Here is a 25,935-nt window from a genome sequence, read left to right as displayed (position 1 = left end):
ACCTGGCATACATAGCTGCCAGGTCATTTTTCGTTTATGCTTTCGGTTCCAATTGGTCCAAATAGTCGAGGGCTTCCTGGAAGGTATCAACCGGGACAACTTTCATGGAAGTATCAATCTTTTCTGCTGTCCTCTTTGCTATTTCATAATTTGATCCTTCTTTGCCACCTTCATTAGGAGCAAAGAATATATCAACACCTTCTTTGTCAGCGGCCACTACTTTCTTATCAATCCCGCCAATCCTTCCTACTTCCCCTTCATAGGAAATCTCACCCGTACCAGCAACCATATAACCTTTGGTTATATCCTCTTCGGTCAGCTGATCATAAATTTCCAAGGAGAACATCAGGCCGGCACTAGGACCGCCGATTTCCCCGCTCTTGAATTGAACTTTAGGGTTTACATCCACACTCCGGTCCGTAACAAGGGTAATCCCGACGCCAACTTTATCTTTCTGTTCTGGAAATGGAGCCAATTCAATTTCTTTGACCATTTCTTCGCCTTCTCGTTCAAGCGTAAGTTCGACAGAATCCCCTGCCCCCATTTTATCTACATAATCCACCAGGTCACTGGATTCCGCGACTTTCTTGTCATCCACTTGAATAATTCTGTCTCCCGGCTTCAATTCCTTCTCTGCTGGCATACCTTTAAGTAAGTTCATCACGTAGACGCCTTCATACTGAATGTCGATATCTTTGTCTGCGGCTTGATAGGCTACTACCTGGGCCGCTTCCTGTGAGCTCTCCATCATCTGCAGCTGGGCATGCATATATTCGCTCTCTGAAATCCCTTCCGGACGGATATCCTCTATCGGATAAATTTGATGATAAGACCTTATTTTTGCCAGTAAGTACTGGATTGGTGTCGCCTGTCCTCCTCTTACTGTCACCAGGTGCATTTCTCCTGAGCTGTCATACGCGCCCTCCACCTGGACGACAGGGTTGAGCTCTTCCGCTCCTCCCGGTTTATAAATATAAAATGGCAGCCGGTAACCACCTAGAAACAATGCTAATAAGATCGTTATGATTGCTGTAATAATATAACGCCTGCTTAACTTCATGCTATGACTCCTTCCAATTTGCCAACAGTCCCTTTATCTTGCTGATTTGGTCTACTGCTGCTTTCTCTCCCTCTGCTACAATCTCTTCAATATCCGTAAATGCTCGTGTACTGAACCTGGAGACATCAGGACGAATCATGATATCTGCTGAAACACCTAAATGACTGACGAGTTCATCCTGCATAATATCAATACTTTGGGTAATTACATCATAGATCGAATGTATTTCAGCATCTCCGCTGAAATGGGCACAGTCTACAGCTATCACCATATCCGCTCCCATGTCCTTTGCGACGGAAGCAGGTACCCGGTCAATGACACCGCCATCTATGTACAATCGACCTTCAATTTTTTCCGGCACAAAAATACCCGGAATGCTAATACTGGCACGTACCGCATTACTCGCATTTCCCTTCGTGAATACTTTCTTGCTTCCTGCATACAGGTCAGTGGCCACCACTCCCATCGGAACAACGAATTCCTCGATATTCTTATTGTACGTGAATAGTCTTATATATTCTTTGATTCTTTTCCCTTGAATAAAACCCATTTTCGGGACAGTGAAATCAAGGTAATACTTCCGTTTGAACGTTGTTGCCAACTTATATAAGTCATCAATTTTCTGACCAGCTGCATAAAATGCTCCTACAAGTGCACCCATGCTGCTCCCGGCAATTATATCGATCGGAATATTGTTGTCATGAAGAGCCTTCAACACTCCCAGGTGGGCAAAGCCTCTCGCTCCACCCGAACCTAATGCCAGACCAATTTTTGGACGTTTCACTCCTGATCTCTCCCTGGTGTCGTTATTTTACTTCTATTTTATGGCATATCAGAAGGCACTATGTGCATATCTTTAAAAGACGAACGTATGCTTGTCTTAATTGTAAACATTCTACTATGGATAAAAATAGAAGTACAGAAATCTGAACGTTTTTCTTGAGGAGGCGGACATGAAGTCACAAATCAAATCTTTCATACTCGCCCTTATAACGATTCTTTTTGCTATTCTGCTAATTCAATACCCCGACCAGGCTTTATCTGCCAGCATCCGTGGTCTGAATATGTGGTGGGAAATTGTCTTTCCTTCTCTGCTCCCTTTCTTTATCATTTCGGAATTGATGATCGGGTTTGGTGTAGTGACCTTTATCGGTGTTTTATTCGAACCGATTATGCGGCCCCTGTTCAATGTCCCCGGTGCCGGAAGCTTCGTATGGGCGATGGGCATGGCCAGCGGGTATCCTTCCGGAGCTAAAATCACCGCCCGTCTCAGACAGGAAAAACAATTAACTCGTATTGAAGCTGAGCGGCTGGTTTCCTTTACAAATGCTTCGAATCCATTGTTCATTTTTGGGGCGATAGCTGTTGGTTTTTTTAATGATCCTGTATTAGGAATGCTCCTCGCGGTAAGCCATTACGGCGGCAACACGATGGTCGGAATAGTCATGCGCTTTTACCACCGTAAAGATAAAAGCTCCAAAGCTAATCATGAGCGCTTCTCGATCAAACGGGCATTCCGGGAGCTGCACGAAACCAGGATAAAGGACGAGCGTCCCTTTGGAAAACTGTTCGGTGATGCTGTTTTGTCCTCTATTCAGACATTATTGATGATTGGCGGGTTCATCATCATTTTTTCCGTTTTAAATAAACTGTTGTTCGTTACAGGAGTTACCGAAATAATTGCGGACAGCTTCACCTTTTTATTAACTTTCCTGCATTTGCCCGAAGTATTAAGTATCCCGATTTTCTCCGGGTTGATGGAAATTACCATGGGTTCTCAAATGATTTCCCAATCCGGAGTCGAAATGCTGTTTGCAGCTGTCGCTGTCAGCTTTATCCTTGGCTTCAATGGTTTTTCCGTCCAGGCTCAAGTTGCAAGCATCCTGGCGGAGACCGATATACGTTTTCACCCATATTTTCTGGGTCGCCTGATGCACGGCATCTTCGCGAGTGTATTATGTATTTTATTATTCCAGCCGCTATATGCCTCCCAAACCGAGGGATCGTCAGGTGCTATACCAGTACTTTCAAAAATTAAAGAATCAGGGTGGCCGATGCATGTCCTGGAACAGCTCTCGCATTACGGTCCTTTAATTACCATTGCCAGCCTGATGGCCGGATGTCTCATCCTGTGGAAACAGCATAAAACCAGTCATTTTTATAAATAATCAAGGAAAACCTGCCAATCATTGACGGCAGGTTTTTTCATTATCCGGAATATTTATTCTTTAGTGCAACTTCGACAGGGGGCGGCACGAGATCAGAAACGGACGCCTGATACTTTGCTACCTCTTTGACAATGCTCGAGCTCAGGAAGGAATATTGATTATTTGTCATCATAAAAAAGGTTTCAATCTCTTCATTCAGTTTCCTGTTCATCGAGGTGATTTGCATTTCGTATTCAAAGTCACTGACGGCTCTCAGCCCGCGAAGAATCGCCTGTGCGTTCTTGCTTTGGGCGTATTCCATCAATAACCCCCCACAGGAATCAACGGAAACGTTTTCAATGTCTTTAGTCACTTCTTCAATCAATGCCTTTCGTTCTTCCACATCGAAAAGCGGGGCTTTTGATTGATTATTAAATACGGCTACAATGACATGATCAAAAACTTTGGCACCTCTTTGGATGATATCGAGATGTCCATATGTAATCGGGTCGAAACTGCCAGGACAAATGGCTAGACGTGTCATACTATATCCTCCTCATCGGTATATGCTGATGGCAATCGTGCCACCATAGACTTCATGTTTCATTAAAGGTACACCAGCCAGCTCATCAGGCAAGTGTTCATCGGCATCATGTTCACATATGATGATACCTTCGTCTTTCAACAGATCATGTTCCCTGATCGCTTCCACCAGTTTTTCATAGGATACTTGCTGATAGGGAGGGTCAAGGAAAATGATATCGAACTTCAAGCCACGTTTACCGGCAGCTTTCATAGCACGGAAAGCATCTGTTCGGAATACCTCTGCCTGCTCTTCTATATTAAGCGACTTCAAATTCTCGTATATCGTCTGAATTGCTTTTGGATGTTTATCGACGAACACACAATGGTCCAACCCCCGACTCAATGCTTCGATGCCAAGACCGCCACTTCCTGCGAATAAATCAAGTGTCTGGCCGCCTTCGAAAAAAGGACCAATGATTTGGAATAATGCTTCCTTAACTTTGTCCGTTGTCGGACGAGTAAGGCGGTTAGGGACCGGACGCAGCTGTCTTCCTTTATGTTCTCCAGCAATCACTCTCACAAGATATCCTCCTTATGTAGAACAGTTATCAGCTAATTTCTTTTTTAAAAATAACCTGGAACAAGGATTGGTGATGCCAAGTCATTCTCCATTATCCTACCACAAACTTTCTTCTTCGTGAAACTTCTCCCATTGCTAATAAAAATAAGGAAAAATTTTTGTATAAATTCCTGTTGTAGCGTTCATAATAACCAATGAAGCAGGAAGCAATGGCTTACTGCTTTAGAAGACGGAGAAGGCTTACATCCCCATAAGCCTTCCTCCGGTTTCTCCTCTCCCTTTGCTTTTTGTTTCTCCAAGTCAGAAACAAAAAGACGGGCTGTCCGTTTACCGGGCAGCCCTATTTTTGTTTTTCCTCGAAGGTAAGTCGTTGCTATACTTAACCGTTCACAACTTCTGTATTACATGCTAAAGTAAATGCGGGACACATTACATAAAATGAGGTGGCATATACATGAATCAAAAATTCATTGAACTGGGAGAAGGAACCGCTGACTTGTATGAACTGATTGAAATCGGGGACCGGATGGCTGACCGCGTTAAACACCTGATGACATTTGCTACAATTAAGAATGGTCAGCCTGTCGTTTCACTCGCTGTCGTTCTCCATCCATCAGGCGATGATAAATTCCAGCCGATTTATATCTGCCGGGAAGGTATTCCGGATCCTGAAGAAAAGAAAACACAACGTTATCAAATGTTTGAACAGCTCGCAGTCCGTCTGGATAAGTCTATCATTCCTCTTACAGTGAAACCTTCCGATCAATTTTATGAGACAGCGCTCTATTATCAGCACCTGATCGGAATCCTACGGATGAATCGTTATATTGCACCATTAACTTAGATTCATAGACTGTTTTTACCGGCCTTTATACGGCAACCTATCTGAATCCGGCCTCTTTCGGACAGGTTTTTGCTTTTTTCACTGCAATCTGTCCCAATCAAAAACACAGAGTAATCCATCCCAATAAAAAAGCCAGTCCCGCCTATCGCAGGCAGACTGGCTTTTTTCATCATATTCCCATTTTGTAATCGTATTGTTTAGCTTTATCTGGCTTTGCGTTTTCGTAGTTTGTTTTTACCTCCGGCTTATAGGAAGGAACCACTCTCGAGACGAACGGAAAACGTTCGAGTTTTTCCATCGTATCTTCGTGTTGCTCTTTATCTACGTATAAAATGGCATACTTGCTCTTTTTGGAAGCATAGATCAAATGACCATGCTTTTTTATTTGTCTTAAGTTCTTCATATGCTGAAAATAAATGACCATACCTTGTCGCTCGACGTTCATAGTTTTTCCTCGCTTTTATAGGCATTTACAGCAAGTGTATCAGAATTATAATTTTCAGGCAATTATTGTGGCATAGGATTTGCTTGTTATTGAAAAACGCAGATGGGAAAGATAGGATAGAATAAACGCGGTGCAGGAATGGAGAGATGGGAATGACGGATCACGAACGTGCATGGGAGAAATTTATCAACTATATGAAAGAAGCAGAAAGCATCCGTACCTTTGAAGTGAAATCCTTTACCGGCCTCCCTTTCATTTATATCCAACCCCGGCCGGAAACCTCGCAGCAGGAATTGGAAGAGCTCCTGAAACGCTCTGCAGCAGGTGCTATGAAAGGAAAACGCCTGACTCTTGCGATGAGTTTCGTTCGCAAAAGCCAAGCGTTCTATGTGTATAGGGTCCGATTTCTGGTCCCTCAGCGTAAAATGTTCTGTTGCGGAAACCTTTGTGATGACTGCATCCGTTTCACTGATCCCTTATGAATCAGGAGGCGCACCCACAGCCTCCGCCAGTACCGCATCCACAGCCGCTGTCAGTTAGGGCCATGCCATCACGAGGTACCTTGATATTTTCTGAAACACTGAAGGCCACAAGTTGACTCACTTCATCAAGAAGCTTCTGGAGTGCCCGTTCTTTCATCTTGAAAGCGGCAACTTTATCATTCATGTCCATTTCCCGTTTTACGGATCGGACCTCTTTCATTATACGGTAGTAATCAGGATGGTAGCGGCCAAACCGCTCCACATCTTCATATTGATCTTTGATTTGTTGAAAGTCATGAATCAGCCGTTGTGCCTGATCGTCTTCTTCCAGCTGCTTTTTTGCAGATTGGTAGTCCTCCATGACCTCTGATTGCAAAATCATTTGCCCGATTTGCTCAGAGGAATCCAACAAATCGACGATTTCCATCGTGGCCAGCATTTGTTTCACCTCCACTACTATCATATCAAATATGATAGTAGAAAGAAATGCACCAGGTTATTCATCTTTCATAGCTCTGGCCATCTGAACCAGCATATTCATCATTTGCAGCTGGTTCCCGATTTTTTCCACGCGCTGAATCGGTGTCCGTCCAAAGAACCGTTTCATCTCTTTATCAAAGACTGTCTGCTGTCCTGGGTCTCTTGTCAACTTTCTGTACCATTCAGGATTCATGCGAATGAAAGCCAGGCGTTCCTCATTCTCCTGTAAAAAACGATAGTTTTCTGCTTGCAATTCAGATCAGTCCTTTAAAAACGGAAAATTGTTGTTACCTGGGCCTTTAGGGGAGCTTTTCATTTCCTGAAACTGCTTTACCAGTGTCTGCAGATTTCCAAGCGCGCCATTCAAGTGATGGATATGGCCATTGATATTTTCCCAATTGACCTGGTCGACCATGTGTACAAACTGGTTCATCCATTCCTTTTTATCTGTTGACTTCTTCTCTTGTGATTGATCGTGATGGTCATCGCTTCGATAATCATCAAAGAAAGGGTCACCTTCTCCTAATAGAAGCCACTTTTCATAATAGTGTTGGAGATTTTCACGATTACTGCGCAGCTCTTTTTTCAGTTTCGGGTGATTATTTACGAATTCTCGGAACTGTTCAACACTTGGATGAAGCTTGTTGCTTACCATATGCTGCACCTCTTTTACTCAAGGATTACCTGTTATCAGCCTATGCCCACGCCTATAAAATGTGCGGGGAGGACGAGGAGGATTTATATGTTCATTGCATCCGTAGTGGTTCCTATCCTTATTTTTTATTTTTATCTGCGTACAAAAAGAGAACGGGAAAAATATGAACAGGAATGGCGAACATACGGAAAAGTTACATCCGGTGCTATTCTGGAGGGGAGAATCCTCCGAACCGTCTCTTATAAAGAAAAGTTTTACCAGGACCTTTATCTGCTGGTTACGGAATTGTGGGTCGATAGTAAGCAAGGAAGAGTGAAAGCGATAAAAAAAGAACCCGCATCCTCTGACCATGAGAAGGCTGGGTTCCGTACCGGGGAACATGTCCGGTTATCTGGCGAATGGCATCATTCTACATTTTATTTTTAACGAGGCACCAGGAAGTTTTGCGTATAGTAGTCTTTGTAGACGCCGACGCCAAGATGGGAATAGTTATCATGAAGCAGGGCTTCCCGGTGACCTTCACTATTCAACCATCCTTCCATAGCTGCAGCAGCATCCGGATATTGGGCGGCTATATTTTCACCAGCACGCGAGTAGGTCACTCCATCAGCCTGTAACCGTTCCTGCAGCCCAACGCCGTCCGGTGTATAATGAGAGAAATAATTATTATCCCTCATATCCTTACTGTGCTTGAAAGCCACTTCTGCTACAGGCTCCGACCACTCCAACGCACCTTTACCAAACCGGTGCCGGTAGCGGTTGGTTATATCAAAGATTTGTCGCTCCCTCGCTTCTTCAATTGCTTCCCAGTCTTCCTCCAATACTGTTTCCTTGGGCAGTTTTCCCCGATAAGAAATCTGATATGGCTGTTGTTTTAACAGAACTTCATAATTCATGACGCGAATAGATGAAAGCTGTTCAGTAAAGGTGTCGAAATAAAGCTGGGCATAAACACTGTGACTTAATTGTACCAGCGGCCGGGTCTTCAAATCATCCTCGGATAATTGAAAAGTGTATTGTTCCACACCTTTTTTATAAGAGACTTCTTTTTCAAAATCATGCTGGGATTGAACCGCTTGATACTCATCACCAATGGTAAGTGGATCAGCGTTCGTCTCGTCTCCTGTCAGAAACCAGGTCACAATCTTTTCCTCATCGATTCCGAATTGTAAATACTTATCGGAATCCTGATTATAAACCCACCAAGTATAGCCATAAGCGGTTGGGTCTTTTCGCTCCGGCTCTCCGTACTCCTCGATCAAGGATTGTTCGTCTTTACCGATCCATTTATACATATCCCCTTCAATAGACAAGCTTTCCTCTTCTTCGCTTGTATCAGGTGGTTCTTCTGATTGATCTTCTTCTAACATTTCAGCAAGCTTTACTGCAGCATCCTTTCCTTTCTGCAGCCCTTTTTCAAGTTTTCCATCAGCGAAATCTCCTGTAACTGCCAGGTAGATTCCCCCAGCTATCAAAATTAGCAGGACGAGGCGTATCAGATTCATGTCTTCTCTCCCTTATTTTAAATCATGTGGATTCTATCACAGATGCTACTATATTTTTACCATCAGTATAGTCGAACCTGCAACTATTTATGACTATCCTAACCGCATCAGAGACAGTTCTTTACTACCATAACTCTGTTTGCTATTGATTTTACCCACGGAAAGCGATCCGTTTTCCCAGCCACCATAATTACTACCTAACGTCTCGAAACTGAGTCTTCAGTAAAAGGGAGTTTTAATGGAATATCAACACAGAAATTTAACGGAGTCACAAAAAAACACGAGCCTGCATCATAGGCTCGTGTTTTCTGAATTAATGCACTTCTGGGCGTTCGGAGATTTCTTCTAAGGCTTTTCCCGCTGCTTGATCGGACATATCGTCCAGTGACAAGTCACCTAAAGAAAGAATCCCTACAAGTTTACCTTGTTCGACTACTGGCAATCGACGTACCTGGTGGTCTGCCATCACTTCACTTGCTTCCTGCAACGTGGCATCCGGCGTAACATGGTAAAGCTTGTCACTCATCACTTCCTGGATCGGGGTAGAACCAGGCTTTTTATTGGCATAGCCACGAATGACTAAGTCGCGGTCCGTCACCATACCAAGCAGCTCCTGATTGCTTCCTACTACAGGCACAGCACCTACATTTCTTTCTTTCATCAATGTTGCTGCATCGAATAAGTGATCATCTGCTGTACAGGATGAAATTTCTGATGTCATCACTTCACGAACTGATTTCATTATTTGTACCCTCCTTCTAATAAAAAGACAGTCATAACTGTCCATTCATCAGGTAGTTTATCCAAAACGAAAGAAAGTTTGCATGCAACGTTAAACGATTTATAGTATAATGAATTGCAACGTGCTCAATTTCATACTATGATAATCTTAACTACATACAATTATTGAGAGGTGTTTGGAATGAAACTAGAAGGTACTGGTATCGAAGGGTTAGTCATTAAACAAAAAGCGCTTCATCATGTCATGAACAAAGCCGGCTTTATCCGTGGCGGGCAATGGGATTACGAACGCGTCACCTATGATTACAAGATCGGCTCGCCTGAAAAGAATATTACTTATTATGTGCGTGTGCAGGGTTATGCAATTGAAGGAGATGTAGATTCGGGAAACGCTGTCTTCAAAATGCTGACACCTTTACTAGGCCGCCACTACTATCCTCACGGGGTTGAATATGGAGAGCAGGAAGGCTTTTCTAAGGACTTGATGGACCGCGCAGCTAAGTTAGTCGAAAGAGCTGCCGGGGATATCAAGAATCATCAAGAAGTGGTTTAAGCAATAACTGATACCGCATCCTAACTAACTAGTCAGGTTGCGGTTTTTTAACATCTTACACTCATTAACTGTTCAAACACCCACGACTTTGCTATATTTTGAATTATAGGTGTTATTTAGGAAAGGAGATACATAAACAAATTGTTCCGCTACCTTACAAAACGTCAATGGATCTTGATTGTAATTACCTTACTCTTCATCATTGCGGCTTATTTCCTACTGCCAGTATCTGTCCCTTTAATTATGGCTTTCGTGACCGCTTTGTTTCTTAATCCGGCCATCCGGATGATGCAATTCCGTTTCCGCATGAAGCGGAAATTGGCGGTCATCATCACCTTTCTTCTCTTTTTATTACTGATCAGTATACTCGGTACATTTGTAGTCACCAAAACAGTAACCCAAGTAGCGCATGTGGCAGAAAATGCACCGACATATGTGAAACAGATCAACCAGATGGTACAGAATTGGGAAGAAAGCATCGACCGCTATGCCCAAGACCTGCCGGATGAGTTTGTAACAGAAATCACTGCAGGTATGCAAAGCAATGTGAGAAATCTCAGTGAAACCATAACAGATACGCTTACCATCGAAAACATAACGAAAGTATTTGCTAAAATTCCAGAGTATCTCGTAAGTTTTATCGTCTATTTAATCGCGTTATTCCTGTTCATGCTTGAAATGCCAAGGCTGAAAGAAAATACGTACGAATTTATGACAGAAGAAACATCCGAAAAAGTGAAATTCATGAATGCTCGTTTATCTTATGTGGTATTCGGTTTTTTAAAAGCCCAATTTCTTGTAAGTATCATCATTTTTATAGTAACCTTAATCGGCTTATTGTTTATCTCACCCGAGGTTGCCGTAGTCATGGCTCTAATCATATGGGCTATTGACTTCATCCCGATCATCGGTTCGATTGTCATCTTAGCTCCTTGGTCATTGTATATGTACCTTGCCGGGGACGCAGTGGCAGGTACGAAACTTGCTATCTTAGCCGTGCTGCTCCTTGCCATCCGCCGTACAGTAGAACCGAAAGTGATGGGAAGACATATCGGTCTGTCTCCCCTGGCGACATTGGTTGCCATGTTTCTCGGTCTTCAATTGATGGGGATTATGGGTTTCATTCTCGGACCATTAATTTTAATTGCCTTTAATTCAGCCAAAGAAGCTGGCATTATCCGCTGGAACTTCAAAATATGATATAACAGAATATTACTGGGTATAAAAAAAGCTGATCCAATAAGTCTGTAATAAGACAAAATGGTTCAGCTTTTTTTATCGGTTTAGAAAAAATCAAGAAATGCCGGGTTATTTTTTGGAAGCCAGTTCGTCAGCAGCGTCAAACTGTCTGATGCCCCTGACAATTTGTTCATAAAAGCGGCTTTCTCTACAGAAAGACTTCCTAGGACAACAGCGGAGAGAGTCCGGATGTCCATTTCTATATCCGCACCACCTGTTGTCTTCTCAACCTCCATGTTGCCATCAGTAAGTGTACATACCCATACCCCTTCATTCCATGGTGCATAGCGGTCTGTGACCTTCAACTTAAGTGAACCGTTCCCCTGTTTCAAAAAAGGGTACTCCTCAAAGAATTTAACCACATCTACAATTCTTGCCATAAAGTATGGTTTTCTTACTTCCTTGAAAGAAGGATTGGCAAAATGAAACGCGTCCAAATCACCTGGAAGCATAGAGAGTTCGATATCGCCTGTCATGGAATCATGATTCTTCATCCATTGCAATAGACCTGTGAATGCCTCGTAACTTTGGTAAATGAACTCTTCGATCACCAGGCGGTCTCTTTTCATTTCCGCCAGCAGGTAACCTTCTATTTTTCCATATGCTTCGTAAGCGATGATCTGGGTATTTTCCGAGATGACCCGCCGCTCCCACCACCATGGTTCCCGCTTTAGCATCAGCATATAGTCTGATACTGCCTGTTCATAAACAGGATTCAACAGGCGGGCTGCATCTTCCTTATGTATTCGCTTCAACTTTCCCTTCTCTGGGGTCTTCCCTGAAATAAGATGTTCCAGTTTCCCTTTATATGTGTAAGTATGTTGCGTGAGCTCAAAGCCATAATTCCGATAAAACGGTATAGAAAATGGATGAAGCATGGAAAGGGATGTTCCCTGTTCGTACATTGTAAGCAAAGCATGCTTCATCAGTGCTCCGACATATCCTTTCCTCCTGTCTTCCGGCCATGTTGCCACACCGGCAATACCACCCATTTTAATCATCTGTTCATTTAATGTTACATGTAACGAATGAAGATGAAGTTTAGCAGCCAGTTTTTCTTCATCAAATATTCCATAAATATCCTGCTTATCCATCTGCCATTTCCTGTCTTCTATTTGAGTTTGCGTCAATGTATAATTAAAAGCGTTCTCACCTAACCTCAAACAATCATCATAGTTCGTGTCTGTGATTTTTTTCAGTTCACTCATCTACTGTTCCTCACTTTCTTAAAAAATAATATGGTATCCTCACGACCATAAATTTTAAAACCTGTGTTCTTTAGTACTCGTAACGAAGGAAGGTTGGATTGATCACATTGAGCAGTAATAACAGCGACTTTTCGCGTGAAGACCCAATCAGATACTGCTGCTACCGCCTCTTGGGCAAAGCCCTTTCCCCTTGCAGATGGAACAATCGTATAGCCTATCTCCACTTGCTCTCCCTTATCTGCACTCTTCAAGTTAACATTACCGATTACTTTCCTGATTGGTTTCTCAATCAAATACCAGGGACCGAAGCCGGCTTCCAGTTCTTTTGCTTCCAGGGCTTCTGTATAAAAAGGAAGCAGTGCTAGCAGACCATTACCTGGCCACTCAGTGGTTTTAATCAAGTGATTTTCCTGAAAAAACTTATTCCTTTCATTGATCAGCCATTGTGCATCCTCCTGAGTCATCGCACGAGCCTGAAGCCTTTTTGTTTCTAAAAACAAATGAACCTTCTCCTCTCTTCGTTTCGGGTATTCATTGTTTACTTTACCTAAAGAATAAAAAAATCGCATGAAACCGTTTTGGACTCCATGCGACTCTCCTGATTAGAAACCGAAAATTGCTCGAAAAACATTCGTTGTTTCGCCGGGTTCGTAGATGATGTATAGAAGGAAAAATACAATGACACCGGTAACAGCTGAGAAAAACCAAATCACACTGGTGACTGGCCCTAGTTTACGGTGCTTAGAGATATTACGCTTCAAAGCAAGCCTCAGTGTTACTAAGCCGAAGATCGCACCTGTGGTAGCCAATATGATATGGAAAATCATATAGATGGTATAGTACGTCTCTACCCCTTCAGGTCCGCCGAAGCTTGTATTTCCAACTAAAATAGTTCTAGTTAAGTAAATAATAAAAAATAATAGGGCACTGATGGCCGCGGACAACATCACTTGCCGGTGACGGCGACGGTGTCCTTTAGCAATCAGCACCCACCCAATCGCTACAAGCGTACCGCTAATAGCAATAAATAATGTGCTGATTGTTGGCAGTAAAGGCATAGACGGTCATTCCCTTCAAGCAAAATCCTGATACTCTTTCATACTAATAAAGATAAGGAAAATGCACAAGTTTGTTAAATAACTCCAGAACTCACAGAACATTATCATCGTACCGTTTAAGACAACCTTCAGCTTTTCATAAAGTATGAAAAAAAGCTTTCCTGACAAGTCAGGAAAGCTTTCCAGGCTATCAAGAATCTTGGGTTATATGTGCTGGCACCGGATCGATGATGTCCCGCTCTTTGTTGAACCAGGTGAAGAAGATCTTTGCGATAATAGCCCCGAAAATGATCTCCTGGGCAACTTTCATAATAATTCCTGCACTCTGCTGATCATCTAATAAGGATAACGGAGAGAACAGCTCAGGGCCGCTCATTTTCAGTCCAGCCATCCCATTTAATACATCCTGAGGAACACATAGACTCAAAGCTTGCACCCATGGTCCTCCTTCCGTAAATGTCGCGTACAATGGAACGTCTGCAAATATGATCAAGGCACATGCCGGTGTAATCAATACGCCATTGGCAAATATATAACCAATTTTCAATAGCTCACTGAGGCGATCCAATTCTTCCAGTGGAGGAAAAACGGACATCCACATCAAAAAGGCAGTAAACAAAATACCAAGGGTTATGCCTGCATGAGCAAACTCCCCGGTTTTCGCGTAATCGAATACCGATGGCAGGTGATAAAGTGAAAATGAAGCATTGAATAATAACAAGGCAATCAACGGCTTAGAAAGGAGCAATAAAATCGGACGAACTACCGGGATATGGAATAATTTCTTCCACATCCATTTAGGAATCCCTTTAATGATTAATATTGGGAACAATAAGTAATAAAGAGCCATTTGCGTCATATGTGCCGTAAAAATGATGTGGGCAAGCAAATCAATTGGCGATCCTTTGATAATATACAAGACGATTAAACCCGTATAGAACAAGGCCTGCTGCTTCCCAGTCGGGCGCCCTTCATCCGTGAAGTGATGGCGGCCTGGACCGGTAATGTAATAGTAAAGCCCGGCCAATAGCAATATAAATAAAAAATAGTAAGGACTCCACAGTGCCCGGAACCCGAATATCTGTAATTCTAACCACATAATGTTCACTCCATATTGGTCTGTTGTTATAACCCTATTTTAACTAAATCCGCTGAAATTCTCGACTATTTTTACCTGATCGCTGAAATGTTCACAAAAAAGACAAAATCTTTCCCTAATTGAAGAAAGAGATCGGAACAAATTGTCCCGATCTCATAAAGCTTATTCTTACCACCAAATAATCGTTGTGAATGTAAGAATTGTCATGAACGCTACCGCGATTCCTCCATAAATCATCAATGCCGGCATTTCATGGTCTTTATTTTTCATATGCATGAAATAATAAAGCTGGAATACGACCTGGACTACTGCCAACAGCAGAATGATTGGTATCGTGAAATATTTACTGACATCACTGACCACTAACGCAAAAGCTGCGATAGTAAAAATGATCATCATGACAAAACTGATTACCTGATGCTGCATCTCTTGTTTATGTTCTGCTTTTTCAAACTCGTTATGAGTGGAATTGGTGTCTTTTGCCATTGATTAACCCACCTTTCCCATCAGGTATACAACTGTAAAGATGAATACCCAAACGACGTCGATGAAGTGCCAGTACAAGCTGGCAATATAAAACTTTGGAGCATTGTACAGGTTCAAACCACGCTTGGCGTTCCTGCCCATTAATGTAAGAATCCAAAGAAGACCGAATAGTACGTGGCCCCCGTGGAAACCGACGAGTGTATAGAAAGCTGACCCTAACGCAGAAGACCGGAAAGTAAATTCATATTCATGAATATAGTGATAGAATTCATAAATCTCAAATCCAAGGAAAGTAAAACCTAGAGCAACTGTTACTCCAAGCCAGACCATCATCTTGGAAAAGTTATTATTTTTCATGTGATACATGGCATAGACACTTGTCAAAGAACTTGTCAATAACAGCATGGTCATGACAAATACGAGCTCCAGGCCAAACAATTCCTCCGTACCTGGCCCACCAGCAGTAGAATCATTCAATGCCAGATAGGTACCGAATAGACTTGCGAATAAAACTGTTTCTCCCCCAAGGAAAAACCAGAATCCCAGGAATTTATTTTTACCTTCAAGGGTGGCTTTTTCCGGTTCGTGGGGCATTTGTTTCGGATTTAAAATATCTTCGTTACTCATACCTGGCCATCCCCCTTTTCCAGATCTTCTTTATGGATATGATAACCAAGGTCGTCTTTTACAGAACGGACGAACATGGAACCAAGTGTAATACCCATACCAATGAATACAAGAGACAACCAGACAGGATTATCGACTTGGTAGATGAAACCGAAACCTGCAATGAACAGCCCGAAGGACATCACAAAAGGAATGATGGAACCGTAAGGCATATGGATATCTCCAAGCGGCTCAGCTGGTGTCATTGCTTTCTTACCTTCCGACTTCTCAATCCATAACGCATCCAGACCACGTACCAAAGGTGTCTGTTTAAAGTTATAAAATGGAGGCGGTGAAGGAATAGACCATTCCAGTGTACGTCCATCAAATGGATCGGCAGATGCTTTCGGCTCTTTCATAGCTGTATAGATGACATTCCATAGGAAGATGATGACACCAAGCGCCATGAAGAAAGCACCAATCGTACTGATCAGGTTTCCAGTATCAAGCCCTTGCCCATCAAGGAACTTCCAGTAACGTCTAGGCATACCCATCAGACCAAGGAAGTGCTGGATGAAGAATGTCAAATGGAAACCGATGAAAAATGGCCAGAATGCCCATTTTCCAAGCTTTTCGTTCAGAACTTTACCGAACATTTTCGGCCACCAGTAATGCAAAGCAGCGAAAATACCGAATACAACCCCACCTACGATGACGTAGTGGAAGTGAGCAACAACGAAATACGTATCGTGGTACTGATAGTCAGCAGCAGCTGCTGCAAGCATGACACCAGTCATACCACCGATAGTAAATGTCGGAATAAATGCTACCGACCAAAGCATTGCTGTTGTCATTCGAATTGTTCCGCCCCACATGGTAAATAACCAGTTAAAGATTTTAATACCTGTCGGAACAGCGATCGCCATTGTAGTTACAGCGAAAATAGAGTTGGCAACCGGCCCCATACCTGTTGTGAACATGTGGTGAGCCCAAACCATGAACCCTAGGAAACCGATCAACACAGTTGCAAACACCATGGCGGAATACCCAAACAGACGTTTTTTGGAAAATGTAGAGAACACTTCACTGAAGACACCGAACACAGGAAGAATCAAAATGTAAACTTCCGGGTGACCGAAAATCCAGAATAAATGCTCCCAGATAATGACGTTACCGCCGGATGCGACATCAAAGAAGACGGACCCGAACATACGGTCAAACATCATCAAGAACAAACCGACTGTCAAAGCCGGGAATGCAAACAGAATCAATGTACTTGTGACAAATACTGTCCAGGTGAACAGTGGCATACGCATATAGCTCATACCTGGCGCACGCATATTGACGATTGTCACCAGGAAGTTGATACCACCGATCAATGTACCGGCACCTGAAATCTGAAGACCCATCACATAGAAGTCTACCCCATGTGTAGGGGAAGTTGTGGATAATGGAGCATAAGCTGTCCACCCGGCATCAGGCGCTCCACCCATAAACCAGGAAAAGTTAAGGATCAGACCGCCAAAAAAGAACAGCCAGAAACCTAATGAGTTAAGAAACGGGAATGCTACATCTCGTGCCCCAATTTGAAGTGGAACCACGGCATTCATTAATGCGAATAGTAATGGCATCGCTGCCAAAAAGATCATGGTTGTACCATGCATCGTAATCATTTCGTTGTATAAACCTGCACTGATGAATTCATTGTCCGGTTTAATCAGCTGAATCCGGATAATCATAGCTTCCAGGCCGCCCAATAGGAAAAACAAACCACCGGCGACAAGATAAAGATGCGCAATCTTTTTATGGTCGACCGTCGTTAAGTAATCCCACATAAAAGCGCCGAAGCCTTTCTTTTGCGCTACTGCAGTACTCACGCTTTTAACCTCCCTCTAAACTAAATACCTATATCACATAGCTTTTAAATTATTGTGCACTTTCCGGTGTTACCTCTGAAGGCTTCAATTGCATCAAGTATTCAGCCACCTTACCTGCTTCTTCTTCGTTTACAAGGTTTGGAGGCATGGTGTTGCCTGGCTTGATTTCATTAGGATGCAGGATCCAATTTACAATGTTTTCTTTTGTCGGTTCCAGAATCCCTGCCACTTTGGCACGATCACCGAAGTTTGTCAGGTTAGGACCGACACCTTTTGGCTGAGAACCGATGGCGTGACAGCTTAAGCAGTTGTTTTCGAAGATTTCTTTACCTTCTTGTGCAACCTCTGTCTCAGGCTCAGCTTCAGGGTCTGCATTTTGCATATCGCTTACCCACTGTTCATACTCTTCCGGACTAACAACAACGACACGGAAGTCCATCAAGGAGTGGGAAGGACCGCAAAGTTCAGTACATTGTCCCCAATAGACGCCTTCTTCTGTTGCTTCCAGGTACATTGTATTTTCGTTATCCCCCGGGTTCGTATCGATTTTACCTGCAATCGATGGCACCCAGAAGGAATGGATGACGTCAGCTGACTTCATCGTTAAGTATACGCGTTCCCCTTTAGGGATGTATAAATCCTGGCTGGTTGAAATTTCTTCGCCAGCATAATCGAACTGCCACCAGAATTGTGCGGAGGTGACATCAATTCGTATGTCTGCTTCATCTGATGACTCTTCTGCCAAGTCAAAGACAGCCGTCACTGTTGGTACTGCAAGCACTAACAATAGAATAATCGGAATGACTGTCCAGATGATTTCAAGCATTTTGTTACCTTCGGTTTGTTTAGGAATATAATCCTCTTGCCCTTTTTTCTGACGGTAACGAATCAGAACAAATGTGTAAATGGCCATAACGACGATGAATACAAAGATCATAATGGCAATACTCAGAATCATCAAATCGTATAGTAGTTCCGCTCCATACCCTTCAGGTTTAAGTGCGCTGACTTTATCAACTCCACAGCCTGACAGGATCAAGGAGAGCGATCCGAGCAAGAACAAAGCACGGAATTTTCCCATCCATCCTTTCATGAATACAACCTCTCTTTCTCTTTTTAGCTTTACTTTTATTTCATAATCAGATGATGGCTTCTATGCCATCATCTGATTTGATTAATAAGGCAGTGTGACAATAACCATCAATGGGAATAGGATGGTCAGGTATAACAAGGAATAAAGGAACATCCATGTTGCCCATTTAATGTCATCTTTCATCTTGAAACCGGCCAGTGCCAATACCAGCCAGCCTGCTGTCAACAAACCACTGATAATCATAAAAGTGATCCCCAGTGAAGCTAAATAGATAGGCAGTGGCAACAGACATGCCACATAGACGACCATTTGACGTTTCGTGATGCCGAAGCCGTGGACGACTGGCAACATCGGAATATTAGCCGCTTTATACTCATCTTTCTTCTTCATAGCTAGTGCTAAGAAGTGAGGCGGCTGCCAAATGAACATGATCAAAAATAGGATGAGCGCTTCAAGGCGAAGGCCTGGTTCAATCGCAGCCCAGCCGATAAGCGGAGGAACCGCTCCAGAAAAGCTCCCGATGACCGTATTGATCGTATACCTTCTCTTTGACCACATCGTGTACAAAATTACATAGACAAACCACCCAAAAGCACCGAGAAGTGCAGCTTCAACAGTTGTAAATAACAATAATAAGAATCCAACGATGGATACGACGATGCCCATTGTCTTCACATTGGAAAGTGAGATCGTACCAGTGACAGTAGGACGTGTCTGCGTTCGTGACATAACAGGATCGATGTCCCGATCATACCAGTTATTAAGGATACAACCTCCCGCTATAATGAAAGCGGTTCCGACCATCGTAAGCAAAAATGTCGGCCAATGAGCTATGAAGGATGACCCGGTAAAATGCAGGGCCAGCCAAAAGCCTGCAAAGGTCGTAATCAAATTGGAATTGATGATTCCTATCTTGATCAGACTCATGATATCAGCCCAAAGTGATGATTTGCTGACAGTCGAATGGTTGATGGCTTGTGACGATGCCGTCTCGACTGTTCTCGTATTGTTCATCAGTTTATCTTCCTCCTTCAACCTCCCTCACAAAACAATGGTTCGACATAAAATGGAAGCTGTTTTTTTAGGGTGGGGTTTCAAAAAAATCATTGAAGGGGCAAGAACCCTCTCAAATAGCCCTTGGGGCATCAAAGCCATTGTATCACGGAATACCTTTTCAATCTATTTAATCACATTATTTTTGTAAGATGTGACAAATTTGTGAAAACATGCCCCCATAATAAAATAAAAGGCAATCCAGCCTTTCTCCATGTTTTACTATTGACTTGGAAATGCCTTCAGATCAAGGTTTTTACGTTTATTCCGTTTCAATATCCCCTATATATTTCTAGCAAACAACAGCTTCATTTGCAAGTGTTTTTTACATTTCCATGCTGTTAACAATACAAAATAAACAAAAATGTGACAAACAGATTTCCATTAAAAAAGGCTGGCCTGTTTGATGAGGCCAGCCCTTAGTGTTACCACTTATTCAAATTCAATCAATAGATCGCCTACGTGAATTGCCTCGTTGTTCTTAACATATATATCTTTAATTTGACCGGAAAACGGAGCCTGGACGGTTGTTTCCATCTTCATCGCTTCCGTAATCATCAAGTGATCACCTTTCTCTACATTCTCACCCTTTTCAGACAACACTTGGATGACGGTGCCCGGCATACTTGCACCAATATGCTTATCGTTGGATTTATCCGCCTTCGGGCGTTCCTGGACAGCTGATTTTATACTATTGTCCTTGACGACCACTTCCCGCGGCTGGCCGTTCAGTTCGAAGTAAACCGTTCTTGTTGCATCGGCTTGTGCTTCACCAATAGAAACAAGTTTAACGATCAGCGTTTTCCCCTGCTCGATTTCCACTTCGATTTCTTCGCCCAGTCTCATGCCATAGAAGAACGTCGGAGTATCCAATACGGACATATCTCCGTATTGTTCATAGAAGCGGTGATGATCCATGAATACTTTCGGATAGAGCGCATACGTAATCATATCAAAACTTGTAACTTGACGATCCAGTGAATGGAATAAGGTGTCCCGCAATTCCTTGAAATCCACCGGTGGCAACAGTTCCCCCGGACGGACCTGGATCGGTTTCCTGCCTTTCAATACGATACGCTGCAATTCAGCAGGAAAGCCTTGATACGGCTGCCCTAAATACCCTTCAAAGAACTCGACGACGGAATCAGGAAATGCTAATGAATCTCCTTTTTCATAGACATCGTCTTCTGTGAGATCATTCTGTACCATAAACAATGCCATATCCCCGACTACTTTGGAGGAAGGTGTCACTTTAACAACATCACCGAACATATCGTTTACTTTCCGGTACATCTTCTTTACTTCATCCCAGCGACTTGCGAGACCGACAGCCTTTGCCTGCTGCTGAAGATTGCTGTATTGCCCGCCAGGCATTTCATGCTCATAAACTTCCGTATGCGGGGATTTCATTCCGCTTTCAAAGTCAGCGTAATAATTACGGGTGTCTTCCCAGTAATGGCCTAGCTCTTCATATGCTTTAATGTCCATGTTCGGTTTGCGGTCATTGCCTTCCAAAGCATAATATAGACTGCTCGCACTAGGCTGGGAGGTGAGTCCTGCCATTGGACCCGCTGCCACGTCCACGACATCCACTCCTGCCTCAACGGCGCGGGCATAGGTGAAAATACCATTCCCGCTCGTATCATGTGTATGAAGATGAATCGGTATATCGATCGAATCTTTCAAACTGGATACAAGCTGATAAGCAGCTTCAGGTTTTAAGAGTCCCGCCATGTCTTTAATTCCAAGAATATGGGCTCCGGCATTCTGCAATTCTTTTGCCATTCGGACGTAGTAATCCAAGTCGTATTTAGGACGGGAGGAATCAAGAATATCTCCAGTATAACAAAGGGCTGCTTCTGCCACTTTTTCATTATCCCGGACGGAATCGATAGCTAGCTTCATGCCATCAATCCAGTTAAGACTGTCAAAGATACGGAAGACATCGATGCCCGCTGTAGCGCTCTTTTCAACAAACTCACGGATCAGGTTATCCGGATAGTTTTTATAACCGACCGCATTACTCGCTCGTAAAAGCATCTGGAATAGTACATTCGGCATCTTTTCACGAAGCTTCAACAAACGCTGCCATGGGTCTTCTTTCAGGAATCGTGAGGCCACATCAAATGTCGCTCCTCCCCACATTTCCACAGAGAACAACTCAGGTAAAAGACGCGCAGTCGGCTCAGCGATGGTCTCCAAATCTTTTGTACGAACCCTCGTCGCCAGCAAGGATTGATGGGCATCCCGGAACGTAGTATCTGTCAGCAATACCTCATTTCGTTCTTTCAGCCAGTTCGCCAGGCCATCCGGGCCCTGCTGGTCCAATATTTGCTTGGTCCCTTCCTGTATCGGTTCAGAATATTTCACTTTAGGGATTCTCGGCTTGGCATACACCGGTTTCTTTTTATTTTCTAATCCTTCAAAACCGTTGACTGTCCGGTCTGCAATATAATTAAGCATTTTTGTACCACGGTCTTTTCGTTTCGGAAAGACGAATAGCTCAGGAGAACGATCAATGAATGTTGTATCATACTCCCCAGACAGGAACTGATTGTGCTGGATGACGTTCTCCAGAAACGGAATGTTCGTCTTGATACCGCGAATACGGAATTCCCGAAGGTTACGCACCATCTTCTTGGCTGCCTGATCAAATGTAAGCGCCCAAGTGGAAACCTTGACAAGTAACGAATCATAAAACGGGGAAATGACAGCTCCCTGGAAGCCGTTACCTGCATCAAGCCGCACCCCGAAACCGCCGCCGGAACGATAAGCCATGATTTTTCCTGTATCCGGCATGAAATTATTCAATGGATCTTCTGTAGTAACCCGGGACTGGATGGCATATCCATGGGTCCTTATCTCGGATTGCTGAGGTATGGCGATCTGTTCCTCATGAAGGTTATACCCTTCCGCAATCCGGATTTGCGTCTGTACGATGTCGACCCCGGTGATCAATTCGGTGATCGTATGCTCTACCTGCACTCGCGGGTTGACTTCAATAAAGAAATATTCATTATCTGTCACCAGGAATTCTACTGTCCCGGCGTTGATATAATTCACATTTTTCATCAGCTTTACTGCTGCTTCACAAATCTCTTCTCTTAAGGTTTCTGTAAGTGACACACTTGGGGCCACTTCAACCACTTTCTGGTGACGACGCTGCACCGAGCAGTCACGTTCATACAAGTGGATGATATTCTGGTCCACGTCCCCGAGAATTTGAACTTCAATATGCTTCGGCTGTTCGATTAACCGCTCGACATAAACCTCATCGCTGCCAAATGCCGCCTTGGCTTCTGATTTGGCACGGTCATAGGCTTCGTGGACGTTATCAGCGCTTCTGACAATACGCATGCCTCGGCCGCCGCCTCCCAAGGCTGCCTTAATGATGATAGGATATCCATGTTTCTCCCCAAATTCTTTCACTTCATCAAAGGTCGAAACCGGTCCGTCTGTTCCCGGAATGACGGGTATACCTGCCTGGACAGCCTGATCCCTGGCTTTTACTTTATCTCCAAACATATTCAAATGCTCACTGGAAGGCCCGATAAAAATGATGCCTTCTTCTTCACAGCGACGGGCGAAATGAATGTTTTCAGATAAAAAGCCATAACCTGGATGGATCGCATCTACTCCTACGTTTTTTGCAATTTCAATAATCCCTTCAATATCCAAATAAGCATCAATCGGCTTTTTACCTTCACCGACAAGATAGGCTTCATCTGCTTTATAACGGTGGAAAGCGCCAGTGTCTTCTTTTGAATAGACCGCCACCGTACGAATATTCATTTCTGTACAGGCACGGAAAACACGAATGGCGATTTCACCTCGGTTTGCTACTAAAACTTTATTGATCTTTCTGGTTTCAGTCATGATCTCACTCCTTGTCGTTCTGGTTGATTAGTGTTTTGAATCGTAGTACTTTTACCGGCAGGCACTGGCCGACGATCTTTTGTCTGTTCTTCTTTTACATGGACGGTGAGTGCGACATTATTCAAGATACCGACAGAGAGCATCATAATTAATAAGGAGGAACCGCCATAGCTTACAAATGGCAGCGGCACACCGGTGATTGGCAGCATACCGGACATTGCACCAAGATTGATGAATGCCTGGATGCCGATCATGGCGGAAATTCCAAGCGCAAGCAGGGAACCGAAAGTATCCTTACACTGCCTGGATATGTACAATCCCCGCAATACCAGTCCACCCAGCATACCAATAACGATGATCACTCCAATAAAACCTAATTCCTCAGCGATTACAGCCATAATAAAATCCGTATGCGGCTCAGGAAGGAAACCTAACTTCTGTACACCTTGGCCCAGGCCTTCCCCAAATAACCCGCCTGTGCCGATTGCCACGTAGGATTGGATTAAATGATAGCCGTCCCCATCTGGTGTTTCGAACGGCTGGAACGCGCCTGTAAAACGAGCTAACCGTTCGTCCGTCACCATTTGAGGTGCTAATAGTAAAATGAATACCAGCGTGACCCCGATCAATAAGGCGATGTGCTTTCCTTTAATTCCGGAGCTTGCAATAACAAAGCTGGCAATCAAACCGATAATGGCCGCCGTCCCAATATCCGGCTGCAACACGATTAAACCTAGAATCATGCTGGTCAAGATTAAGGGCGGAAGGACGGCTTTACCAAAATCATCGATGTAACGCTGCTTTTTCGAATAGATCGCAGACAGGTAAATGATCAATCCAATTTTAACGAATTCAGCTGGCTGAAAACTCATGAATTTCAAGTCATACCAGGATGTGGCATTGTTGACGTTCTTACCGAAAAAGAAAAGACCCACCAGCATGAATATCATCAATAATACAATCAGTTTAGTCATGCGCTGCAGGTGTCTGTAAGGAAAAATAGTAAAAAAGAACAGCAAGCCTATGCCAATGAACCCCCACATCAGCTGTTTTTTCAAAAAGTGAAAACTGGACGTATCCAATAATACTGGGCCATAAACCATGCTGGCGCTATAGATCATCACAGCTCCAAATCCAGTCAAAAGAATCGGTAAGATAAAAAGAGTAAAGTCGATATTTTTCAATTTTTGTCGCATTACGTTCCATCCCTCTATAATAATTTACTAGATTCGTCGCAAAATTCCTTCTTTTTATAACCAAGTATTTTTATAGCTGTCGAGTTATGTATGATATAAAAATCAGAAAAACCTGGTGTGACGCCAAAAGTTTATCTTTTCATCGCGTCATTTAAATGCCTGGCTTATCGCCAGGTCTTTTTTGAAAAAGCCTTCGTATATGTCCTGCATTAATCCTTTCTCAAAGTATAAAAAAACCCAAATTACAACATTAGCTGTCGCAATTTGAGCTTATATATCAAGATTTCTGTGCAGCTTCATGTAATACATTCAACTGTTGTTCCAAGTTATCCAGCAGTGCTTTGCCTTCCTCCTCGGTTATTAGATCGAGTCGTACCGCGAAATCGATTTCACGTGACAGCCCGAACATTTGTGTATCTAAAACTTCTTCATATAAAGGACATTGTGGCATGGTCAGATTATCCATTTGAACCTTGATTAACTTCAAGATCTTATCTGCATCAGCCTTGAGAAGGGCGTAGGCTTTTTCGCGATGATCTACAGCCAAATCAGATAACATCAAAAATCCCCTCCAATAACAGACTTCTATCTACTATATTATCGTCTGTCCCGCCAAATTGCAATATAAGATATAGGTCAAACTTTAAAACCTATTCCTTTTATCCTTTTTCTCGTGCCTGAATGCTATACTATTGTCATTTAAAAAATGGCTCTGTTAAACTTTGTTGTTGATTTTCATAATAGGCTTATTCAACAATAGGGCCGAATTGTGGAAGACTCAGTTTCAAGATAGTGAGGGTTCTTTACCATAATAGCGTCAGGGATGTCCGGGAAACTACTCGCTTTCCTGCGGGGGAACCGGCAAGCCTCCTCGGTCGTTTTCACTCCCTGTGGGGTCTTGCCTAGTCCCTTATCCCGCTGGAGTCTCGCAGTTTCCCTGCCACCCCATCCGAAGGATGGGAGAAAAGAACCCCTGTTATATTGCAGATGTCTTCTACTTTTAATGGATAATTGAATAAAGACGCGGCTTTAAGCTCATATTTCATGCATAGCTCACTCTTGGTTTGAAGAACGATATACCGATGCTTCCGTATCTCTCATAAACGCAAGGAGGTCCGGGAAATTGC

28 protein-coding genes are annotated in these 25,935 nt (G+C 43.3%); 6 read left to right on the top strand and 22 right to left on the bottom strand.

Annotated elements, in window-relative coordinates:
- Positions 1-34 precede the first annotated feature (34 nt).
- Positions 35-1,060, bottom strand: coding sequence for a SepM family pheromone-processing serine protease (locus tag B9Y67_RS15585; protein ID WP_085508047.1), 1,026 nt, complete (start codon positions 1,058-1,060; stop codon positions 35-37).
- Between the two features lies 1 nt (position 1,061).
- Positions 1,062-1,844 (bottom strand): patatin-like phospholipase family protein, encoded by a 783-nt coding sequence (locus B9Y67_RS15580; RefSeq protein ID WP_085508045.1) that lies wholly within the window; start codon positions 1,842-1,844, stop codon positions 1,062-1,064.
- A gap of 169 nt (positions 1,845-2,013) precedes the next feature.
- Here B9Y67_RS15580 and ylbJ point away from each other — a divergent pair, with 169 nt between their 5' ends.
- Complete coding sequence (gene ylbJ, locus B9Y67_RS15575) at positions 2,014-3,228, top strand: sporulation integral membrane protein YlbJ (protein ID WP_085508043.1); 1,215 nt, start codon at positions 2,014-2,016, stop codon at positions 3,226-3,228.
- A gap of 40 nt (positions 3,229-3,268) precedes the next feature.
- On the opposite strand, the gene coaD is transcribed toward ylbJ, so the two are convergent.
- The gene (coaD, locus tag B9Y67_RS15570; RefSeq protein ID WP_085508041.1) at positions 3,269-3,751 is read right to left on the bottom strand and encodes a pantetheine-phosphate adenylyltransferase; all 483 of its coding nucleotides are present in this window, start codon (positions 3,749-3,751) and stop codon (positions 3,269-3,271) included.
- A gap of 12 nt (positions 3,752-3,763) precedes the next feature.
- On the bottom strand, positions 3,764-4,312 hold the full coding sequence (rsmD, locus tag B9Y67_RS15565) for a 16S rRNA (guanine(966)-N(2))-methyltransferase RsmD (RefSeq protein ID WP_085508039.1): 549 nt from the start codon (positions 4,310-4,312) through the stop codon (positions 3,764-3,766).
- Positions 4,313-4,766: 454 nt separating this feature from the next.
- On the opposite strand from rsmD, the gene B9Y67_RS15560 reads away from it, so the two are divergent.
- Complete coding sequence (locus B9Y67_RS15560) at positions 4,767-5,156, top strand: DUF7147 family protein (RefSeq protein WP_085508037.1); 390 nt, start codon at positions 4,767-4,769, stop codon at positions 5,154-5,156.
- Between the two features lie 169 nt (positions 5,157-5,325).
- Here the strand turns inward: B9Y67_RS15560 and B9Y67_RS15555 are convergent, their stop codons facing one another.
- Positions 5,326-5,601, bottom strand: a complete 276-nt coding sequence (locus B9Y67_RS15555) for a YlbG family protein (RefSeq protein WP_085508035.1) — start codon at positions 5,599-5,601, stop codon at positions 5,326-5,328.
- A gap of 152 nt (positions 5,602-5,753) precedes the next feature.
- Here B9Y67_RS15555 and B9Y67_RS15550 point away from each other — a divergent pair, with 152 nt between their 5' ends.
- Positions 5,754-6,083: a hypothetical protein gene (locus B9Y67_RS15550; protein WP_085508033.1), complete on the top strand. Its 330-nt coding sequence runs from the start codon at positions 5,754-5,756 to the stop codon at positions 6,081-6,083.
- A gap of 1 nt (position 6,084) precedes the next feature.
- Here B9Y67_RS15550 and B9Y67_RS15545 read toward each other — a convergent pair whose 3' ends face one another.
- Genes B9Y67_RS15545 through ylbD form a run of 3 tightly spaced genes read right to left on the bottom strand, consistent with a single transcriptional unit; the run spans position 6,085 to position 7,218 of the window.
- The gene (locus tag B9Y67_RS15545) at positions 6,085-6,522 is read right to left on the bottom strand and encodes a YlbF/YmcA family competence regulator (RefSeq protein WP_085508031.1); all 438 of its coding nucleotides are present in this window, start codon (positions 6,520-6,522) and stop codon (positions 6,085-6,087) included.
- A 57-nt stretch (positions 6,523-6,579) separates the two neighbouring features.
- A complete protein-coding gene (locus tag B9Y67_RS15540) occupies positions 6,580-6,816 on the bottom strand; it encodes a YlbE-like family protein (RefSeq protein WP_062445697.1) in 237 nt (78 codons plus the stop codon).
- Positions 6,817-6,822: 6 nt separating this feature from the next.
- On the bottom strand, positions 6,823-7,218 hold the full coding sequence (ylbD, locus tag B9Y67_RS15535) for a spore coat protein YlbD (protein WP_085508029.1): 396 nt from the start codon (positions 7,216-7,218) through the stop codon (positions 6,823-6,825).
- 87 nt (positions 7,219-7,305) lie between these two features.
- Here ylbD and B9Y67_RS15530 point away from each other — a divergent pair, with 87 nt between their 5' ends.
- Positions 7,306-7,644, top strand: coding sequence for a hypothetical protein (locus B9Y67_RS15530; protein ID WP_085508027.1), 339 nt, complete (start codon positions 7,306-7,308; stop codon positions 7,642-7,644).
- On the opposite strand, the gene B9Y67_RS15525 is transcribed toward B9Y67_RS15530, so the two are convergent.
- Together B9Y67_RS15525 and B9Y67_RS15520 are read right to left on the bottom strand one after the other, a co-directional pair.
- A complete protein-coding gene (locus B9Y67_RS15525) occupies positions 7,641-8,723 on the bottom strand; it encodes a CAP domain-containing protein (protein ID WP_085508025.1) in 1,083 nt (360 codons plus the stop codon). The two genes, B9Y67_RS15530 and B9Y67_RS15525, sit on opposite strands and share 4 nt — an antisense overlap.
- Before the next feature lie 313 nt (positions 8,724-9,036).
- Positions 9,037-9,465, bottom strand: coding sequence for a CBS domain-containing protein (locus B9Y67_RS15520; RefSeq protein WP_085508023.1), 429 nt, complete (start codon positions 9,463-9,465; stop codon positions 9,037-9,039).
- Between the two features lie 180 nt (positions 9,466-9,645).
- Between B9Y67_RS15520 and B9Y67_RS15515 the strand changes: the two genes are divergently transcribed.
- Together B9Y67_RS15515 and ytvI are read left to right on the top strand one after the other, a co-directional pair.
- Entirely contained in the window at positions 9,646-10,017 is a 372-nt protein-coding gene (locus B9Y67_RS15515; protein ID WP_085508021.1) for a YugN family protein, read from the top strand.
- 141 nt (positions 10,018-10,158) lie between these two features.
- Positions 10,159-11,217 carry a sporulation integral membrane protein YtvI gene (gene ytvI / locus B9Y67_RS15510; protein ID WP_085508019.1) on the top strand — a complete coding sequence of 353 codons (1,059 nt, stop codon included), beginning with the start codon at positions 10,159-10,161 and terminating at the stop codon, positions 11,215-11,217.
- A gap of 83 nt (positions 11,218-11,300) precedes the next feature.
- Here ytvI and B9Y67_RS15505 read toward each other — a convergent pair whose 3' ends face one another.
- From B9Y67_RS15505 to B9Y67_RS15450, 12 genes are all read right to left on the bottom strand, one after another.
- Complete coding sequence (locus B9Y67_RS15505; RefSeq protein WP_085508017.1) at positions 11,301-12,464, bottom strand: GNAT family N-acetyltransferase; 1,164 nt, start codon at positions 12,462-12,464, stop codon at positions 11,301-11,303.
- Entirely contained in the window at positions 12,461-13,033 is a 573-nt protein-coding gene (locus tag B9Y67_RS15500; RefSeq protein ID WP_085508015.1) for a GNAT family N-acetyltransferase, read from the bottom strand. The genes B9Y67_RS15505 and B9Y67_RS15500 overlap by 4 nt, the downstream gene beginning before the upstream one ends.
- A 33-nt stretch (positions 13,034-13,066) precedes the next feature.
- Positions 13,067-13,522, bottom strand: a complete 456-nt coding sequence (locus B9Y67_RS15495; RefSeq protein ID WP_085508013.1) for a DUF420 domain-containing protein — start codon at positions 13,520-13,522, stop codon at positions 13,067-13,069.
- 190 nt (positions 13,523-13,712) lie between these two features.
- The gene (gene ctaG, locus B9Y67_RS15490) at positions 13,713-14,621 is read right to left on the bottom strand and encodes a cytochrome c oxidase assembly factor CtaG (RefSeq protein ID WP_085508010.1); all 909 of its coding nucleotides are present in this window, start codon (positions 14,619-14,621) and stop codon (positions 13,713-13,715) included.
- Between the two features lie 168 nt (positions 14,622-14,789).
- A complete protein-coding gene (ctaF, locus tag B9Y67_RS15485; RefSeq protein ID WP_085508007.1) occupies positions 14,790-15,107 on the bottom strand; it encodes a cytochrome c oxidase subunit IVB in 318 nt (105 codons plus the stop codon).
- A gap of 3 nt (positions 15,108-15,110) precedes the next feature.
- Positions 15,111-15,734: a cytochrome (ubi)quinol oxidase subunit III gene (locus B9Y67_RS15480; RefSeq protein WP_085508005.1), complete on the bottom strand. Its 624-nt coding sequence runs from the start codon at positions 15,732-15,734 to the stop codon at positions 15,111-15,113.
- Positions 15,731-17,590 carry a cytochrome c oxidase subunit I gene (ctaD, locus tag B9Y67_RS15475; protein WP_085508003.1) on the bottom strand — a complete coding sequence of 620 codons (1,860 nt, stop codon included), beginning with the start codon at positions 17,588-17,590 and terminating at the stop codon, positions 15,731-15,733. Before ctaD ends, B9Y67_RS15480 begins: the two co-directional genes overlap by 4 nt.
- 49 nt (positions 17,591-17,639) lie before the next feature.
- On the bottom strand, positions 17,640-18,683 hold the full coding sequence (coxB, locus tag B9Y67_RS15470; protein WP_085508000.1) for a cytochrome c oxidase subunit II: 1,044 nt from the start codon (positions 18,681-18,683) through the stop codon (positions 17,640-17,642).
- Positions 18,684-18,764: 81 nt separating this feature from the next.
- Complete coding sequence (gene cyoE, locus B9Y67_RS15465) at positions 18,765-19,697, bottom strand: heme o synthase (protein WP_062445670.1); 933 nt, start codon at positions 19,695-19,697, stop codon at positions 18,765-18,767.
- A gap of 471 nt (positions 19,698-20,168) precedes the next feature.
- The gene (gene pyc / locus B9Y67_RS15460) at positions 20,169-23,612 is read right to left on the bottom strand and encodes a pyruvate carboxylase (RefSeq protein ID WP_085507998.1); all 3,444 of its coding nucleotides are present in this window, start codon (positions 23,610-23,612) and stop codon (positions 20,169-20,171) included.
- Positions 23,609-24,808: a putative lipid II flippase FtsW gene (ftsW, locus tag B9Y67_RS15455; RefSeq protein ID WP_085507995.1), complete on the bottom strand. Its 1,200-nt coding sequence runs from the start codon at positions 24,806-24,808 to the stop codon at positions 23,609-23,611. Before ftsW ends, pyc begins: the two co-directional genes overlap by 4 nt.
- A 277-nt stretch (positions 24,809-25,085) precedes the next feature.
- On the bottom strand, positions 25,086-25,367 hold the full coding sequence (locus tag B9Y67_RS15450; RefSeq protein WP_085507993.1) for an Fpa/YlaN family protein: 282 nt from the start codon (positions 25,365-25,367) through the stop codon (positions 25,086-25,088).
- Between the last annotated feature and the right edge of the window lie 568 nt (positions 25,368-25,935).

It is taken from the genome of Thalassobacillus devorans, assembly GCF_900176565.1.
GTDB lineage: Bacteria > Bacillota > Bacilli > Bacillales > Halobacillaceae > Thalassobacillus > Thalassobacillus devorans_A.
Note: the sequence above shows the minus strand (reverse complement) of the source record. Positions and strands in the feature narration are given on the sequence as shown.